Origin of the sequence: Paenibacillus cellulosilyticus (assembly GCF_003182255.1) — a bacterium.
GTDB lineage: Bacteria > Bacillota > Bacilli > Paenibacillales > Paenibacillaceae > Paenibacillus_T > Paenibacillus_T cellulosilyticus.
The window spans coordinates 137328-154867 of record NZ_QGTQ01000008.1; the positions used below are offsets into that span (position 1 = coordinate 137328).

Annotated in this window: 16 protein-coding genes; all 16 read right to left on the reverse strand. The window is 52.1% G+C overall.

The window, feature by feature from the left end:
* Window positions 1–32: 32 nt before the first annotated feature.
* The 16 genes from DFQ01_RS13065 to DFQ01_RS13140 all read right to left on the reverse strand — a co-directional run bounded on the left by DFQ01_RS13065 (window position 33) and on the right by DFQ01_RS13140 (window position 17445).
* A complete protein-coding gene (locus tag DFQ01_RS13065) occupies window positions 33–1055 on the reverse strand; it encodes a zinc-dependent alcohol dehydrogenase (RefSeq protein ID WP_174812677.1) in 1023 nt (340 codons plus the stop codon).
* Window positions 1024–2211 carry an aminotransferase class I/II-fold pyridoxal phosphate-dependent enzyme gene (locus DFQ01_RS13070; RefSeq protein WP_174812678.1) on the reverse strand — a complete coding sequence of 396 codons (1188 nt, stop codon included), beginning with the start codon at window positions 2209–2211 and terminating at the stop codon, window positions 1024–1026. Before DFQ01_RS13070 ends, DFQ01_RS13065 begins: the two co-directional genes overlap by 32 nt.
* 29 nt (window positions 2212–2240) lie before the next feature.
* On the reverse strand, window positions 2241–2897 hold the full coding sequence (locus DFQ01_RS13075) for an HAD family hydrolase (RefSeq protein WP_110044337.1): 657 nt from the start codon (window positions 2895–2897) through the stop codon (window positions 2241–2243).
* Between the two features lie 18 nt (window positions 2898–2915).
* Window positions 2916–3878, reverse strand: coding sequence for a cysteine peptidase family C39 domain-containing protein (locus DFQ01_RS13080; protein WP_110044338.1), 963 nt, complete (start codon window positions 3876–3878; stop codon window positions 2916–2918).
* Between the two features lie 12 nt (window positions 3879–3890).
* A complete protein-coding gene (locus DFQ01_RS13085; RefSeq protein WP_110044339.1) occupies window positions 3891–5135 on the reverse strand; it encodes an MFS transporter in 1245 nt (414 codons plus the stop codon).
* On the reverse strand, window positions 5132–5584 hold the full coding sequence (locus DFQ01_RS13090) for a GNAT family N-acetyltransferase (RefSeq protein ID WP_110044340.1): 453 nt from the start codon (window positions 5582–5584) through the stop codon (window positions 5132–5134). The genes DFQ01_RS13085 and DFQ01_RS13090 overlap by 4 nt, the downstream gene beginning before the upstream one ends.
* Complete coding sequence (locus DFQ01_RS13095; RefSeq protein WP_110044341.1) at window positions 5581–5835, reverse strand: acyl carrier protein; 255 nt, start codon at window positions 5833–5835, stop codon at window positions 5581–5583. The genes DFQ01_RS13090 and DFQ01_RS13095 overlap by 4 nt, the downstream gene beginning before the upstream one ends.
* A complete protein-coding gene (locus tag DFQ01_RS13100; RefSeq protein WP_110044342.1) occupies window positions 5836–7332 on the reverse strand; it encodes a class I adenylate-forming enzyme family protein in 1497 nt (498 codons plus the stop codon). It lies immediately after the preceding gene.
* Window positions 7314–9614 (reverse strand): DUF4082 domain-containing protein, encoded by a 2301-nt coding sequence (locus DFQ01_RS13105; protein WP_110044343.1) that lies wholly within the window; start codon window positions 9612–9614, stop codon window positions 7314–7316. The genes DFQ01_RS13100 and DFQ01_RS13105 overlap by 19 nt, the downstream gene beginning before the upstream one ends.
* A 27-nt stretch (window positions 9615–9641) precedes the next feature.
* On the reverse strand, window positions 9642–11003 hold the full coding sequence (locus DFQ01_RS13110) for an aminotransferase family protein (RefSeq protein WP_110044344.1): 1362 nt from the start codon (window positions 11001–11003) through the stop codon (window positions 9642–9644).
* 23 nt (window positions 11004–11026) lie between these two features.
* Window positions 11027–12256, reverse strand: coding sequence for an ATP-grasp domain-containing protein (locus tag DFQ01_RS13115; RefSeq protein ID WP_174812679.1), 1230 nt, complete (start codon window positions 12254–12256; stop codon window positions 11027–11029).
* A gap of 149 nt (window positions 12257–12405) precedes the next feature.
* Window positions 12406–13368, reverse strand: a complete 963-nt coding sequence (locus tag DFQ01_RS13120; protein WP_245946659.1) for a DMT family transporter — start codon at window positions 13366–13368, stop codon at window positions 12406–12408.
* Complete coding sequence (locus DFQ01_RS13125; RefSeq protein WP_110044346.1) at window positions 13365–14738, reverse strand: aspartate kinase; 1374 nt, start codon at window positions 14736–14738, stop codon at window positions 13365–13367. The genes DFQ01_RS13120 and DFQ01_RS13125 overlap by 4 nt, the downstream gene beginning before the upstream one ends.
* A gap of 649 nt (window positions 14739–15387) precedes the next feature.
* Window positions 15388–15729 (reverse strand): DUF1801 domain-containing protein, encoded by a 342-nt coding sequence (locus DFQ01_RS13130; RefSeq protein ID WP_110044347.1) that lies wholly within the window; start codon window positions 15727–15729, stop codon window positions 15388–15390.
* A 28-nt stretch (window positions 15730–15757) separates the two neighbouring features.
* Window positions 15758–17014, reverse strand: coding sequence for an RNA polymerase sigma factor (locus DFQ01_RS13135; protein WP_110044348.1), 1257 nt, complete (start codon window positions 17012–17014; stop codon window positions 15758–15760).
* Window positions 17011–17445, reverse strand: a complete 435-nt coding sequence (locus DFQ01_RS13140; protein ID WP_110044349.1) for a YciI family protein — start codon at window positions 17443–17445, stop codon at window positions 17011–17013. Before DFQ01_RS13140 ends, DFQ01_RS13135 begins: the two co-directional genes overlap by 4 nt.
* Window positions 17446–17540 lie beyond the last annotated feature (95 nt).

Here is a 17540-nt window from a genome sequence, read left to right on the forward strand (position 1 = left end):
AATTAACGTGCCTAATTCATGTAATTAATGAATTATCGCGAGCTGGAAATAACGACAGCTTTGCCGATCGTCGGCGTCTCGAGACATTGCACGATCCGATCCAGCTCGTCGAGTTGGATTCGTTCTGTGAACAGACGCTCAAGCGCAAGCGGACTTTCCTGCAGGATGCGCAGCGCTACTGGGAAGTTCCGATCATACGTCTCAGAGATGCCGCGAATCGTCAGATCCTTCTGGCAGATCAGCCAGAACGGGAATGATGCTGGTGCCGCAGCGGGCACGAATGCACCGAACTCAATGACCATACCGCCAATGTCGACAAGCTCGACTGCCTGCGTGAATGCTCGCGCACTGCCTGCACAGTCAATAACGGCCGATACTCCCTCCAGCCCTTCCAGCGAGTTGACGGTTTGAAGCGGACCGATCCGCCGTGCGAATGCCATCGCTTCTTCATTAATGTCGTACAGATGAACATCCAAGCCATAGAACTTGGCTGCTGTGTAGACGCACAAGCCAGCTGGTCCAGCTCCAAGCACAACTACTTTGCCGAGGTCACTCAAATTAGCGGCATCGGTGATTTTCTCGATGGCACCAACTGCACACGCCATAATTTCTGCGAAGCTCGCACGATCATCCGACATGGCGTCCGGGATTTTGAACAGCTTCGTGCCGGCGCGCAGCTCCATCGTCTCGGCGAATGAGCCATTCCGCTCTGGTGACGCGAACGGTGTAAAACCGTAGACGAAACGGTTCGAGCAGTATTTGCGCTTCATGATGCAGTTGCGGCACTTGCCGCAGTTGATGCCCGGTGCCACGATCACGCGTTCGCCAAGCTGAACCGAATCGCCGAGCAGCAGCTCGGGACGCTCCAGCTTGTCCACGATGCCGACGATTTCATGGCCGATAACGAATGGTCCATCGCCAAGCCGCTGCGCCAAAATGTGACGATCGGACCCGCACACGCCAGTTTGCAGTACGCGCAAGCTGTTCGGGCTTCCGCCTTCTTCAATCTCTTCCTTATACAGCTTACCCGACCGGTATATAATCGCTTTTGACATGAGCATCATCCTTTATCTGTTTCATCCTAGCTATTGCTTCCTTGATCCGTTCCTCCGTTACGCAAAGAGAAAACCGAAGGAATCCTTCTCCATAAGAGCCATAACCGCTGCCCGGATTACAAGCAATGGAGCACTGCTCCAGCAGCATACGCGAGATGTCCCATGAGCTGCCCTTATATGGAGGCTTCGCCCAAATGAACATTCCCGCACGCGGTGAAGCTGCGGTGAACCCCAGTTCACGCAAGCCCTCGACTAGCAGATCTCGACGAGCGCGATATACGCTTCTCAGCCAATCGAGATAGCCGTCTTCTTGCAGCATCGCGGCTGCAGCCGCCTTTTGGAATGGCGTGAACATGCCTGCATCGGTATACTGCTTCAGATCGAGTACCTTGGCGACCGTATCCGCATGTCCAGCGATCATTCCGATCCTCCAACCGCAAATATTGTACGTCTTTGAGAGACTTGTCAGCTCGACGGCGCATTCGAGTGCGCCTGGAACCGATAAAATGCTTGCTGGCGGGTCCTCGTAATACAGTTCGCCGTACGCATTGTCGTTGCAGACGATAAATTCATATCGCTTCGCGAGCTCGATCAGCCGCGTGTAAAATGGAACGTCGGCTGCCGCGCCAATGGGGTTGTTCGGGTAATTGACGATCATGAGCTTGGTTCTATGAAAAACCTCTTCTGGAATTTGGCCGAGATCCGGCAAATACCCATTCCCTTCGAGCAGTGGAGTGAAATAGATGTCCGCACCGGTCAACTCCGCGCATGGCTCATACGTCGGATAACCCGGATTACACAAAATAACGACGTCGCCAGGCTTCAGGAGCGCAAGACTTAAGTACCGCGCTCCTTCCTTCGACCCGATAAGTCCAATCAGTTCCCGATCAGGGTCAAGTCGTACACCGTAGCGACGATCGTACATCACCGCAGCTGCTTCACGGAAGGCTCGAATGCCTCGAGACTCCCCTTCGGGGTATCGATGATTATCTGGATGGTTGATTTCATTCACGAGTGTCTCCAGCATGGCCGAAGGCATAGGCAGATCCGGATTGCCGATCGTGAAATCGATGACGTCCTTACCCTGCTGCAGCGACGCGTTCACCATACTGCGCATCGTAAACGATAAATACTCGCCTTCTCGTTTCGCGGTCAATCCATTCACCTGCCGCATCTATTCACCGGTTAGTCACGCGAAGCGGTCACCGGCTGTAATTGGTTCATCATGAGTTGTTGGAACGAAAGCATATCATGCACCATATAATCCGGATTCACGGATCGCAGCTCTTCTTCGGAAGAGACGCCCCATAGTGCAGCGCAGCTTCTTACCTTCGCATTGCGCGCTGCCATAATATCGTTGTCGGCATCGCCGAGCATAATCGCGTCATCGGGCTTAGCGCCGAGCTCTGCAAGCGCTTTGAGGATCGGTTCAGCGTGAGGTTTCGGATTCGATACGTCATCACCTGCAACAACCGTGCCGAAGTAGTGACCGATTTCATGACGTTCCAGCATTTCGAGCGTCCGCATCCGATCCTTTCCCGTAACGATGCCCATCTTAAAGCCTCGCGATTGAAAATAGTCCAGCACCTCGCGTACATGGGCATGCAGCGGTACCAGGTTAATCAATCGTCTGCTGTAGCTGCAGAAGTGTTCGTGCATTTCGATCGGAAGGTTCATTTTGCGCATAATGTTCGGGAAAGAGTCCCCCATGTTCCGCAAATATTCATCCACTGGCGGTTCTCCACTGCCGATGAACTCCCGATAACTAAGCGTGAATGCTGCACGGATCACGTACTCCGAATCGATAATGACGCCGTCAAAGTCGAACAGTATGGTTTTCATCTCTATTCCCTCCCGGAATCAAACAGATAGGATAGACTCGGCAAGCTTCTCTTCGTCGTCGGCAAGCCCGTTCACGATCGTCGAAATATATGCCATAACTTCTGCTGGTTCTGGGCTGAAATACGCCTTCATAAGCAGGTCGAATACCGTGCGCCAACGGGAAGACAAATCCTGCAGCGCTGCGGATGCATCCGCCAGTACGGCTGTATGGGCACGACGATTCATCCAATCAAGCGCCATCGCAAACTGCCGCCTGCCGCGGAACGTCTCGCGCGTTTCATAAAAGAGTGGCGCGATCAGCGGCAGTGCCGTATAGCCTTCCACCTCCGCTTTAATGTCCACAGCCACCAACGAAGCTGCGAATTGACGCATTTCATCGAACGTTCCGAGAGAGCGGCCGTTATGAAGCAGTTTTTCCGCTGCTTGCTTCAGAAGCTTCTCCCAATCCAAGCTGATCTGCGTTGCCGCGACTCTTCGGAACAGCGTAAGCTCAAGGCAGCCCTGCTCGAAATGCGTAAAAGGCAGTCGTGCCGGCTGGCTTCCTTCAATAATGTTGATCCCGTACAAATCACCGTTATCCTTGTCGGTTCGAGTGACGAACGTGTAATGCATAAAATGCATTTTCTGATAAGGCGCCTTGTACCAAGGACACCAGTAGGCATCCATCCCGACCGCGACAGGGTTATTCTGAAGAAGCTCCTCTTGAACATGCCGGTAAACCTGATCGCTCGACAGTCTGTCATTCATCTCAAGTGATATTCCGTGAAATTGTCGCAGCCACTCGTAATCTGGCGTTCGCTGGGCACTTAAGCGCGGCCCGATCAACTGCGTGGTGCTCTGTTCAGCCGGACCGAATCGGAAGTCCCAAGCGCGGATAAACATCATTTCGTAATCGCAACCGACGGATGAAGCATACGAGGCAATTAAATTCTCGTGACAATCCAGCATTTCGTCGTTCTTCACTGTGATCGTGTCCAGCATACGTATTCGAATTCACATCCCTTCTGCAGGTTGAATAACGGCTGCTTCACCCCCTTTCGTAGTGTCAGGAGCCAGATAGCGCCGGCAGCGCAGTGTGTAGACAGCCAGTTGAATCGACATGACTGCCGCACCGATCATGAACAGCGTCGACAGCGAGGCATAGGTGAGAATATAACCGGAGACGCTTGCACCAACGCCTGTTCCTAGGCTGATCGCGAATATTTCGATCCCTGAGAACGAACCGCGCTGCGACTCCGGGAACGTCATAAGCATCGGGCTGTAGATCGCACCGGGGAGCATGGCCATAAGACTCGATCGTGAAATCCATAGTGAGATGAACAAATACACCCAGGCAACAGGCATTAGCAGCAGCAAAGCGATGTTGATGGCAAGGATACGGGCGGCAGTCCGCTCATTCCCCCATCGTGCGAGCAGCATCGGCGCTAGGAATGCTGCAATGCAGGAGCCAACCGTTGATAGTGATACAACGACACCAACCGATTGTTCATTAAGTCCGAAGTAGTCTCGGCAGATCAATGTAATCATCGATGAGAATAAGCCAACCGACAATGAAGCAAGCACAATATAAAGCAAGAACCAGCTTAGCTTGGCATCCAATCTCATGCGTGGGGCCGAATGCCCACCTTCACTGTCATCCTGCACTGCCAAACGTTTGCGCGGGAGCAATACGCGTCCGACACCGATCAACATAATCGCAACGCCGCTTATCCATATAGAGAGCCGATACGGATTCGCCGCTCCATCCTCTAGCTCCGTCAGCACGCTGCCTGACAGATTGCCTGCGAACATAGCTGCTTGGTAGCTGACGATAAGCATGTTGAATACAAGCTGCTTGTACTTCTCCTCCACAAGGCTGACGATGAACGGAAATTCCGAGGATAAGATAAAAGCACTTCCGGCGCTGAACACGAGCTGACCCGCAACAAGCATGATCGAATCACCGGCGGCTGCAATGACAGCCATGCCAACGCCTTGTGCCAAGCAGCCGAATACCATGCTTCGGTGATAGCCGAAACGATCGCACAGCCGACCGGCCCATATAGAGATGATCGCTGTCGCCACCGAGCCGGCGGCGATAATGTTGCCGATTGCAAAGTTCGTAATGCCAATCGCCTTCAGGTGAAAGTTAAGATTGAGGTTCCATACCCCCATCCCGAAGCCGAACAGCAGCTCGGTGATGAGGAACCATTTTACAGGGAAAGGCAGTCCCGCAATGGATTTCACGTAGTCGATCATTCACCGGCCTCGGTACGTTTCACGAAGCGGTAGCCTGTGATTTGATAACCGAGCTCCTTGTAAAAATGGTGCGCTTCCTCTTCGCGTCCGAAGCCGCTGACCAGCCATGTTCCGATACAGCCTTCTCGCTCTGCAAGCTCCTCAGCGAATGCCATTAATGCCTTGCCAACGCCTTTGCGACGTGCCTCGGGACGAACGACGATACCCGAAATCTCCCCGAATTTGCTGACCTCTTCCATGTTATGACGGATACGGAAGGACAGCAGGCCCAGTACATCCTCGCCTTCACAGCATAGGTAGATGGAGTCGATATCGCTGCGTTCCACGAGCGCTAGACGATTGTGCACTTCGTCCGTTGAGATCGGATGTCCGCCTAGCTCTTCTAGCAGTACTTCCAGCACTGCTGCGTCTTGATAACCCGCTTGTCGGATGGTCAATGTGTTGATCATGCGATTCCCTCCGCATTCTTCGCGATTTCTGATAGATAGGCTGACAGACTCGCCACATCGGTGTACCTATTCATATTGAGATGCGCATCATCGATCCGAATCTTGAACGTATTCTCCAGCTCCACGACGAGCTGAACGAACTGAAACGAATCAATGCCGAGGTCATCCTTCAGCAAACTGTGCGACTCCACCGGATTTACACCTGTAATTTTGAGCAAAATGTCTCGTACGCCTTGGTCAATACGCTCCATCTAAACGCCTCCTGTCGGTTGCTTCAAATCGTCCATCAGCGCGGAGCGAATCACCTTGCCGATCGCCGTTCTCGGAATCGAATCGACGATGATGATCTGCTTCGGCCATTGCTCGCGCGGCAAGCTCTTTCGGGCGTATTCCATCAATTCAGCCTCATCTAACTTACCGATCTCTGATGCAGCAACGAAGCTGTAGATTTCCTCGCCATAGATTGCATCTGACAGCCCGAGTGTTGCCGCATCCGCCACTCCAGGGCATGCAAGCAGCACCTCGTCGATCGCATTTGCGGAAATCTTTTTGCCGGCTTTATTGATGACATCCTGCGTTCTGCGTCCAGCTAAGTGCAAGAAGCCGTCCTCGTCGAGAAAGCCTTCGTCGCCTGTGTAATACCAGCCGTCCTTCAGCACCTCGGCTGTCACTTCGGGCAGCTTATAGTAACCGCCGAACAGATAAGGACTCCGAACGGCGATTTCGCCTTCCTCTGTAATCCGAATCTCGCATCTAGGCGCCTTCATCCCAACTGAGCCCTTACGATACGGCATCTCCGGCGTATAATAGGCGATCAGCAGTGCTTCAGTACTGCCGTAGTTGTCCAGAATGCGCGTGTCGAACTGAGTCTCGAAGCTTTCGACCAGATCAAGGTGGAGCTTGGCTGATCCACAAAGCACATAGCGCAGCTTTCCTTCAACCGGCCCCAGATACCTTGGCTTGAAAGCAAGCAGCGATTTCAGCATCGATGGGACAGCGATCAACACATTGCCGCCATATTCGCCGACGAGCCGATCGAAGCTTGCGGCGACCGATGCTTGGAATGTTGGCGTCAGCAGCACCGAGCTGCCGAATCGGAATGGCAGCAGGAAGCTATAGCACCAGCCGTCTGCATGATGAACTGGCATCACTTGGATGATGCGCGTGGATCGGTCAAAACCGAGGTCTTGTCCGAAATCCTCGAAATCTGCCCGCACCGCACCGTACTTCATGATTACACCTTTGGATCGGCCGGTTGTTCCTGATGTGTAAAGTATTGCAATCGGATCTTCTGAGTCCAATGAGGCCGGCTCGAACATCGTTTCTTCAGTCATTTCCTCGCGAAGCTGCAGCTCCGTGATCGTTAATGTGATGAATTGTGAATCCGCATCGACTATCGCATCAGTGATTATTGCACCCGGCAGCTTCAATCCATCCTTGCCCAACAAGCATCGAGGCTCGCCTTGCTGAAGAACATGCTGGAACATCTCTTCACTCACATCGGGAGCCATCGGTACGGCAATGGCGCCTAATCGCAGCAGGGCGAAATGCGAGATGATGAACTCCAGCTGATTGTCGAACATGAGCACGACGCGGTCGCCGTTCCGAATGCCTTGCTCATGAAGGCGGTTGGCGAGGCCATTGACCATCAGCCGCAGATCGCCGTACGTGACGGCACGATCCGTATAAGCTTCAATCAGAAAAACCGCTTCCGGTTCCTTCATACAGGTCAGGTCGAAGGTATCCATCCTGGCATGGCCAACTCCTTTCTATCATTCTTTAATGCGATTAATTGCTGGTCATTCCCGACCTGGAAGACGATATCGCGAAAATACGAACCATTCTCCCGCACCAGCGCTGGCAGCTCGTTCGAGTCCACGGCGTAAAGTCCTGCCCCAGCAGATGCTAGTAACGCATCACCTACAATGGGAATGCTGAAGCCCTCCGGTGTCTCGGCATATCGATAAGGACCTTCGCCATCAAGCCTCGTCGTAATGGCGACGATCACTTCTTGACCTACGGTTAAATGTACGGGAGCGGTCAGATCTAGCTCCTGCCAGCCCGTCATGCCGATCGGGATGACCCACTCTACCGGTGGAATCAGGTCTCGGCCTTCCCTCACGCCCCATACGCGAACGAGGTGCAGACCTTCATCTCCTTCGGGAACGTACAGTCGAGCCTTAACAATCGCCCCTGCAGCAAGAGCGATAAACCGTGTACCGAGTGACATCGGATGATCCGCTTGTCCTGTGCATATTGGGAACTGGCCGGTATAGAGCGTTTCCTCCCAGCCTTGCATGTCATTTGCTCCTTCCAGCTTGAACGACATGGTGATGTCGGTTACGAATGGATCAATCGAATAGGTGCTGGATCGGATGACCCCAAGGCTTTCTTCATATACGGTAAGCTCGGTGGAACAGCTTGACGTTCCTTCAAGCTGCAGATCCAGCACGCCCCCTGTCAACTCCACCTTTCCGATTGCGGATTGATGCAGCGCGAGGACGTACTCTGCTGCTTCATCCATCGTCGTATAACGTACCGGTTCACTCGCCATGTTGGAGACGATCCCCGCAATCATTTGCTCCCAATGCTCTGGAGCGATGTTGGCAATAAACTTGCCTCGCCACGAGTCCTCGTGCGTAAACAAATTGCCCAGCACAAGGCTGTCGTGGCAGCGTCTAAGAATGAGCGTTCCTCTGCGGATCGCCCCGGCGACGTCGCTGTACTGCGAGCTGTCGGCGACGTAGTTGAACCATTCATAGCCGTTCACATCCCGAACTTCGGACACCACGTTGAACAATTCGGGAGCACCTTCTACAGAAGTCTCATACCAATCCGCGTAATAAAGTGGTCTCGCATAGGTCGAACCCGTCCAAGGCGTCCCATCGACTCCTTCCAGACCGGTGCGGAATGGACCGGCTTGCAGCCAAGGATTGAATCGGTTCTTCGCCCCTCCGCCTGTATTGGCCGGATAAGGCATGCCTACGAATTTGACACCTAGCTCTGGCAGAATTCGGAGCGCTTCCGCAGACAAGTCATAGGCATGCGGAATAAAGTAGCTCGACAACGGAAATGATCCGCCATGCCGTTCGAACCATTGCTCGATTGTCTGCCCGATGCCTTCCTCAGACGAATCGCCATTTGCGTAGTACGTGCCAAAAAGGTTAACGCCATGAAATTGTGCAGTCGCGTTCCCTTCCGCGACGAGCTCAACCATCCGAATGACTGCCGGTTCGGAGATCGTTTCGTGGAAGAAGCCCAGCCAAGGCTTGATGCCGTAGCGATTCGCAATATCAACCCACTCGAATACCTGATTCTGATAACATCCGTGGTCACCAACACAATCATCGACCCGTAACGTGAAGAATCGAGGCATCGATCGGACAACAAAAGGCTTGCGCGCCGCCCAGATGAGCGAACGGTAGAATAGATCATCAAGCCCCCATACAGGACCCCTTACATGAGGCTGCATCCACTCCATGCCTGCCCATTGCACGCTGCGAGCGGAACCTTCTGATTTGACGAACAAATAAGGAATATCATCGGCATACAGCAGCGCTTCGGCTCCGGCTATCGCTTCAAGCCCCGCAACTTGCAGGGCTGCTTCCGGAAGAACCTCGTTCTGAAGGTTCAACGGTTCACCTAACGCATGATTAAGCGTTATATAGTGCGGCTTATTAGTGAACCGAAGCGTCGTCCTCGGTGCAGGCTCCGGTGAATGGATCTGGAACAACGGCGCGATCGGACTATCACAATCATCGAACGATACGACGCCGACACCATCAGCTTGCGCCTGCCGAAGCAGGCGCCCTTCCTCTTCCGACCATGCCGATTGGCCGTCTGCTGTTAGATTGCGATGTGCGAGAACAATAAGCGGCGTATCTAGATCTTGCTCGCGCAAACGTTGTGCGCTCCGATCCACCGTTCTCAGCGGCACGCCTGATTGCTTCAAATATGGCTGGGTAAAGCCGGAATAATCGTTGTAATTAGGCGATGCCGAATTCACAATAATCGTTGCCGTCAGGTTCAATGCTTCCACTCCAATCAGGCCGTTTAGTTAAACTGTTGCACCGGCTGGAATACGCGCTTCCGACAGAACACGGCGGTATTTGCTCACCGCATCATCGATTTGCTCCTCCGTAATGATGAGCGGCGGGAAGAACGGAATCGAGTTGCCGATCGGTCGGACGATGATGCCCGCATTGCGCAGCTCGCGACACAATGCTTTGGCATGCGCATACGGCTCCTTCGTCGTTTTGTCATTCACCAGCTCGACGCATACCATGAAGCCGCGTCCGCGAACGTCACCGACGAGGTCGAGATCAAGCAGCGACTTGAACGCATTCAGCATGTAATTGCGTTTCTCTTCCGATTGCGTGAGCAGCCCTTCGCGCTCCATCAGGTCGATATTGGCAACGGCAGCGGCGCACGCCGCCGGGTGTCCGCCCGTCGTATAGCCATGCTGGAAGTACTTGCCCTCTTGCGTGAACGGCAGATGAATCTCTTCCGTTGTAAGTACAGCCGACAGTGGCAGATAGCCGCTGGAGATCCCTTTTGCACACACAAGGAGATCTGGCTGAACGCCCCACTGCGTAATCGCGAACGGCGTTCCCGTCCGACCGAAGCCCGTCGCAACCTCGTCGATAATGAGCAAAATGTTATGTTTATCGCAAATTTCCCGAATGCGCGGCCAGTAGTTCGCCGGAGGAATTTTGACGCCGCCTACGCCTTGAATCGGCTCTGCCAGAAAAGCAGCGATCGTATCGCCGTCTTCGTGCTCGATAATCTCTTCTAGCAGGTTCGCGCAATACAGTCCGTATTCTTCCTCCGTCATATATTCCGGCTTACGGTAACAGTCTGGCCGCATCATGTGGATGAAGCCGGCTGGCATCGGCTCGAAATAACGCTTCTCGCTGGCAATATGGCTTGCGCTCAGTGCGCCGAGCGTGCCGCCATGCCATGCGCTGTTGAGTGAAACGATTTTATACTTCTCTGCTTGGCCTTTGAGCTTCCAGTAAGCTCGAACCATCTTGATCGCCGTTTCATTCGCCTCAGAGCCGCCATTGCAATAGAACACACGGTTCAGGTTGTCTGGCGCAAGGTCGATCAGCTTCTTCGACAGAACAGCAGCAGATGGATACGTATAGCCGTTGAGCGGGAAGAAATCGAGTGCTTTTAACTGCTCATAGATGCTGTCGATAATTTCCTGACGGCCATGACCGGCATTCACATTCCACAGCCCTGAGATGCCGTCCATGTATGGATTGCCCTCAGCGTCTGTCACATAGCAGCCGTTAGCGCTTGTTACCATCATCTGCTCGTCCGCATACGTTCCCATCTGAGTGTAGGGGTGCCATAAGTGCTGCAAATCCCAGTCTTTCATTTCATTCATTTCGTAGGACAATTGCGATTTCGTCATGATTTCTCCTCCAATATCGATCTTTATAGGTTGATAAGCGTTTCATGCTCAACCTCAAGCACGAACGCGGAATACACATTCATCAGACGTTCTCTTACCTGTTCAAGACAATCCCCTTCTGCTACAGCCAGTCCAGTCCGCGTCATCGTGTTGGTCATGTCATTCAGCTGATCCCCCGGCTTGTTGAAAATACGAGCTTGAATTATTCCCGGGAAATCGCGGAAATCGTCTGGCTTCGATATGTTTCGCACAATTCCTTGTCGGGAAGGGAAGCAGATGACACCCGTGTAAACACCAGGCTTCTCTTGAAGCTCCAGCTTCCACTGCCCCATCTCTAGATCGACGAGCGTCTGCAGCAGGTCGAAGCCATAGCTGTTCCTTACACACGGGGGAATGATCTGGCCGCCCCCGACGCGCGCACCGATTTCACCGAAATAGAGCTTCCCGCTTGGCTGTAAGAACATTTCGGAGTGGCAGACCGATTTGGTTATGCCAAGTGTCTTGACGACCTGCGTATTCATTTCCTTGATCGCTCGAATATGTGGGATCGAATCGGCTGACGCAGGATAGATGATCATGCCGAGCGGTCCCTTCTTATTCACGACATCAAGGCAGTTGAACAAGTACTCGCCAACGGAGGAGAACACGACCTCGCCGTCGACAATAATCGAATCGCAATGGAATTCCTTGCCCTCGATGAATGGCTCTACGACGATTTGCCGCCACTGCTTTCGGTAGGATTGCAAGTAATTGTCCAAGTCGGCTTGTGAATTAAGCCTGTACGTATGTGCCGTTCCGGCTCCGTCCACTGGCTTGACGATAACCGGATAACCGATATGGACGATATGCTCAGGCAGTTCGTCTGGATCCTGGATCGAGACCGAATAGCAGCCATTGATGCCAGCGGCACGAACAAGCTCTTTCATCACGAACTTATCGCGGACATTGCGCGTCTGCTGCTCGTTAAGGCCGGGAATGTTGAACTTGGAACGTAAATAACCGCCGATGGCAACGTAATCTTCGTCAGGTACGATGATCGCTTGGATTGTGCCCAGTGATGCGAGATTCGTGAAGATCGCTTCGAATTCATCCAGACGAAGCATGCTGCTGACGGTGTGAATTTCGTCAAAGTACAAGTGCTGCTGTTCCGTCGTCGTTCCCTCTTCGACGATAAGAACCTTGTGTATGTCGCGATAGTTCAGAAGAGGCTCGAAGCAATGAGGATAATCCGACAGATAGACGAGTGTGTTCATAAAGTCACCCTTTGTCATCGAATTGGTGCGAAGTTAATAGGATTAATAAGCTGCTGAGCAGGCAAGGCAATACGACTTGCAATTAATAGTTTGTAAATTCGGAATATTCGGTTAACATTCGTGCCAAGTTCGCTTAAACGTATATACATTCATCCTTCAGAACGCACCTTAACCGTATGATTCGATAGGATACGCTTCCCCTTCTGCCACTTGGTGTTAACGATCGTAATGCCAGCGACAATCAGAAGAAGCGCGAGCAATGCGGTGAGATGAAGCGTCTCTTGAAGAACAATAGCGGAGAGTATGACGCCAAATACAGGAATGAGAAATAAGTAGACGGAAACAACGCCGACGGGGTTGTATTTCATGATGACGTTCCACAGCATAAACGCCGAGGCGCTGACGAACGCTAGATAGAGCAGCAGAAAGAAGGATTCATAGGTGAAGGCGAACGGAAACAAGCCGCCCCTTATCGTACCGACGAGGATAAGTATTCCCCCGCCTGCTAGCATCTGATAGCCGTTAATATAAGTGACCGGCAGCTTAGCTGCTGCTCCCTTGGACATGATGTTGCCACCTGCGTTAAAGAAGTTTGCTAGAAGCAGCAGCAGCTCGCCGATACCAACCGTATGGGCGAGATATCCGCCTTGCGGAATGCCGATGACTGCGACACCGGCGAAGCCAACGCATAGACCAAGCGCCTTCAGCCATGTAATCCGTTCTTCTTTCAGCATCCAGCGAGCCAACAGCAGCTGGAATAACGAGATTGTCCCGGCAAGAATCGAACCGTAAACGCCGGTGCTCTCACTTAAGCCGACGTAGAAGAACGTGTATTGCAGGACGGTTTGAACGATAGCGATCTGGAAGAGCGCTCTGCCGCTGCCCTTGCGGAACGAAATATTTTGCCTAATTAACAGCATAAACAATAAGATAAGCATACCTGCGAGGAAAAACCGGTATCCAGCAAATAGGATCTGACTCCCGATATCGCCGGACACGATATGGAGCTGCTTATAGCTTAGCTTAATGACAGGAAACGCGCTGCCCCAAAGCAAGGTTGCCGCCATAGCGGCCAGTGTGCGACCGAGCGGAGTTGAGAGCCACCCTTTCAACGGGAAATCGCCACCTTTGCTTCACGGAAAAACGCTTCGTACAAGTGAGCGACGGCCCTCTTCTCGTCTTCTTCGCGAATGCCGAACATGAGGCTAACCTCGGAACAGCCTTGATTAATCATCTGGATGTTGATGCCTGCTTCAGCCAGTGACTGTGCAGCGCGGGCAGCAGCGCCAACCGATGACAGCATGCCTTCCCCTACAACCATGATGAGCGCTAATCGATGGACAACACGGATGTCGTCAACGTCCAGTTCTTGTTTAATCCGTTGAATGACCCGTTCAAGCGTACCTTCCCCTAACACTGACTCCCGGACAATGATCGACATATTGTCGATACCCGTTGGTGTGTGCTCGTACGGAATGCGATTTTCCTCCAAAATTTGCAGAAGCCGCCTGCCAAAACCGATTTCGCGATTCATCAAGTATTTGGTCACATAGATGCTGCAGAACCCACCGGCACTTGCGATTCCTGCTACCACACCGTCTGAGCTTGGCCGCTCAGCGACAATTCGTGTTCCCTCCGCTGCCGGATTGTTCGTATTCCGAATCCACACTGGAATTCCTGCGCGAAAGGCAGGCAGCAGCGCTTCCTCGTGGTAGACGGTAAAACCTGCATAGGACAGCTCCCTCATCTCGCGGTACGTTAATTCACGAATCGGAGCTGCATCTGGAATGATGGACGGATTGACGGATAGAACGGAATCGACATCGGTAAAGTTCTCGTAGACTTCAGCGCCAACGGCTGCTGCAATGATTGCTCCAGTGATATCCGAGCCACCTCTAGAGAAGGTAACGATTCTGCCTTCAGGGGTATAGCCGAAGAAACCTGGAATGACAAGCCGCTCCTCGCGATTGCTGAGCTTCGCCAGAATGTCCATCGTTCCCGGCAAAATGCGGGCGTCTCCACAGGTTCCCTCGACGAGCAGACCGGCATCCATCGGATTCACATAGGCAGCTTGCACGCCGTTGTTGTTCAACAGTTCTGCGAACAGTCTGGCACTCGTGTCCTCGCCGACTGCTTTGAGTGCATCTCGCCATCGCAAGTTTTCATCCGGTTCTAGGATGCGAATCTGTTCGATCGCATCGGTTATCCGCACGATTTGGGATTGATCGAGACCGAGGTCACGGGCGATATTTGCATATCGATCAACAATAAGACCAAGAAGCTCCTCTCCGTTACGACCCTCTTCACGATGCTGACCGTACGCAATGAGCATATCTGTGACCTTCATATCGTCCTTATAACGCTTGCCAGGAGCAGATACAACGATAATCCGCCGCTTCGAGTCCGCCTGAATAAGGCGGCAAACTTTACGAAGCTGCTCAGCATTAGCCAGCGACGTTCCACCGAATTTGGCCACTTTCATGTGAATAGCCTCCTGAACTTCTTGGATTCATTTTGCTAGGATACTTGCTTCGTATAAGGTTTGAATAGGTTGTATGCCGTGGTAACTATTCACTATGAAATTGTCAAAGTGCGAGTATGTTGTTCACAATCAATGGTCGTGAGACAGTCGTTGCTTATGAAACGTTTATTATAAATTCCACCTCTCGTGCAGGGGTCAGATCAATAATGATTCATGAACCAGCTGTTGTTCTCGTCGTCACCACCTTGGCAATGTTCAAGTCCGATTTATGAAATGAATTATAATTTTGCTAACAACAGCTTGTCAACAATTGTAATTTAAGTTTAAGTTGACTTTAAATGTTAATTATGGCGTTATTGTTAATCCCAAAAATCAGTCCAAAAGCCTCTCTCTCCCTCCTAGATCACAGGCATATGGAATCAAAAAATCGCTAGGAAATGACATGGAAGCGATTAAACAAAAAAGCCCCGATCAGGGGCTCGAACGATGATCACGCTATTGAGCTACGTCTTCATTCCTACAGAAAATGTAAAGATTTTTAACGAAAGCTTACAAGTTCACAAACTGTTCAATGTCGATGTTAGATTGAAAGCGATTTAATTTACTTCTCCCGAAAAGAACGTCTTGCGCGCGATGGGCGGTAGTTGATTTATAGTGTGCTAGAAGCTTGTTTGACTAGATCATTGAGCATGCTTTTGTCAATCTGTTGACCGCTGCGGAACTTGATCGTCTTTCGTTCAGGCGGGCCGTCGAAAAGCCCTTCGGGCAGCTCCAGCTCTGTCGCATTGAAGATCGTGAAGCTCACCGCGTCCTTCGAGGTCGAGATGACGGCAGCGTACTTTTTGTTCCTCAGAAAATGAGGCTTATTGTACTGCATTCGCTCCTGTACATCGGGGATCGCGTTGTGCACTACTTGGCGCAGCTCGTGGCACAAACTTGCTTGCCATGGCTCTTTGACCTTCTCAATAAATTCGATAACTTCTTGGCTCATGTTGAAATTCCCCTCTCGATTCCTTGTATTAGTCTGCACTGCACTCCGCAGCACGTTTCAACAGTAATACTCGTTCCTTCTCATTGCGCGCTAAGTTAGCAGCTCGTTTGAATGCTAAACACGCTTCAGTCTTACGGCCCAGCTTCATTAGGAAGTCCCCACGTACGCTCGGCAACAAATGATAGTTCTTCAGCGACGGTTCTTCCATTAACGTATCTAGTACTTCAAGTCCGATCGCAGGTCCAAACGCCATGGATAACGCCACTGCGCGGTTCAGTTCGACGACAGGTGAGGGTGCTGCTTGTGATAGTGCATCGTATAACGCTGAGATTCGTACCCAATCCGTCTCCGATGACGTACGTGCACGAGCATGGCATGCTGCAATAGAGGCTTGGATGAGATAGGGACCAAACGCTTTGCCAAGACGCTCTGCCCGCGAGATTGCTGCTCCCCCCCGCCGAATTAGCAGGTGATCCCACAGCGCTCGGTTCTGGTCCAGAAGCAGGATGGGTTCTCCATCCTGTCCTACTCTTGCTCTGAATCTAGATGATTGAATCTCCATAAGTGCTGCAAGTCCATGGACTTCAGGTTCATCGGGTGCAATCTCGGCCAAAATTCGTCCTAGTCGCAGCGCCTCACTGCACAGCATTGGTCGAATCCAGCTTCCTCCAGAAGATGCGGCGTACCCTTCGTTGAACATGAGATAGATGACCTCGAGTACAGATGATAACCTCGCTGCGAGCTCGGCCTTCGGCGGTAATTCGAATGGAACATTCGCTGCTGCTAGCGATCGTTTCGCACGAACAATGCGCTGCGCGATGGTAGCTTCCGGGACGAGAAAGGCACTGGCGATTTCTTCGGTCGTCAGTCCGCCTAACAGCCGAAGCGTAAGCGCGACCCGCGCATCGGTGGATAGAATCGGATGGCATGTCGTAAAGATGAGTCGAAGAAGATCATCTCCAATCGGGTCGTCCAGCGCCTCATCCCAATCCGGTTCGCGCTGCCGATCGATCTCCCAGCCCAGCTCCTCGTATTTGCGGTCACGCAGCTTGTTCCTCCGCAGGTGATCGATTGCTCGACGTTTCGCGGTTGTCATTAGCCACGCTCCAGGATTATCCGGTATCCTAGTTTCTGGCCATCGTTCCAGCGCGATAATAAGCGAGTCTTGCGCCAAATCTTCGGCAAGCCCCACATCCCGCACCATTCGTGCCAGACTGGCGATAATCTTAGCGGATTCGATTCGCCAGATTCCATCGATGACGCGGTGGACGTTGCGTTCATTCACGATCTAGGCTTCCTTGTCACCTGCTCTTGTATTTGATTTAACTGGGCTAATGTTTCTGGGTCTTGCGTCAATTCCGATAACTCGAACACTTGACGAAGCTCGATCTGTCCTTCTCCGAATCCGTGCGGATCCGGCATGCGCATGGCCCACTCGATAGCCTCTTCCCTTGATTTCACTTCAATTAAAGTAAACCCTGCGATGATCTCCTTCGTTTCCGTGAATGGGCCGTCTAGTACTTTAGGCTTCCCGCCTGGTTCAGGGTAAGAGATGCGGATGGCACTCGAAGTAGGATGAAGCCCATCTGCCGCAACCAACACGCCAGCCCTCGCCAACTCCTCGTTATATCTCGCCATAGCCTCCAACATATTTGGATCTGGCTTTACTCCGTTCTCGGAATCATGCGTTGCTTTTACGACCATCATGAATCTCATCTTCAATCTCCTCCATGTGTTCCTATATTTGCTTACTATATTCACAACGAACGAGAGACAACGAAATCGACAGATTGAAAAATATTTTCCAAAAC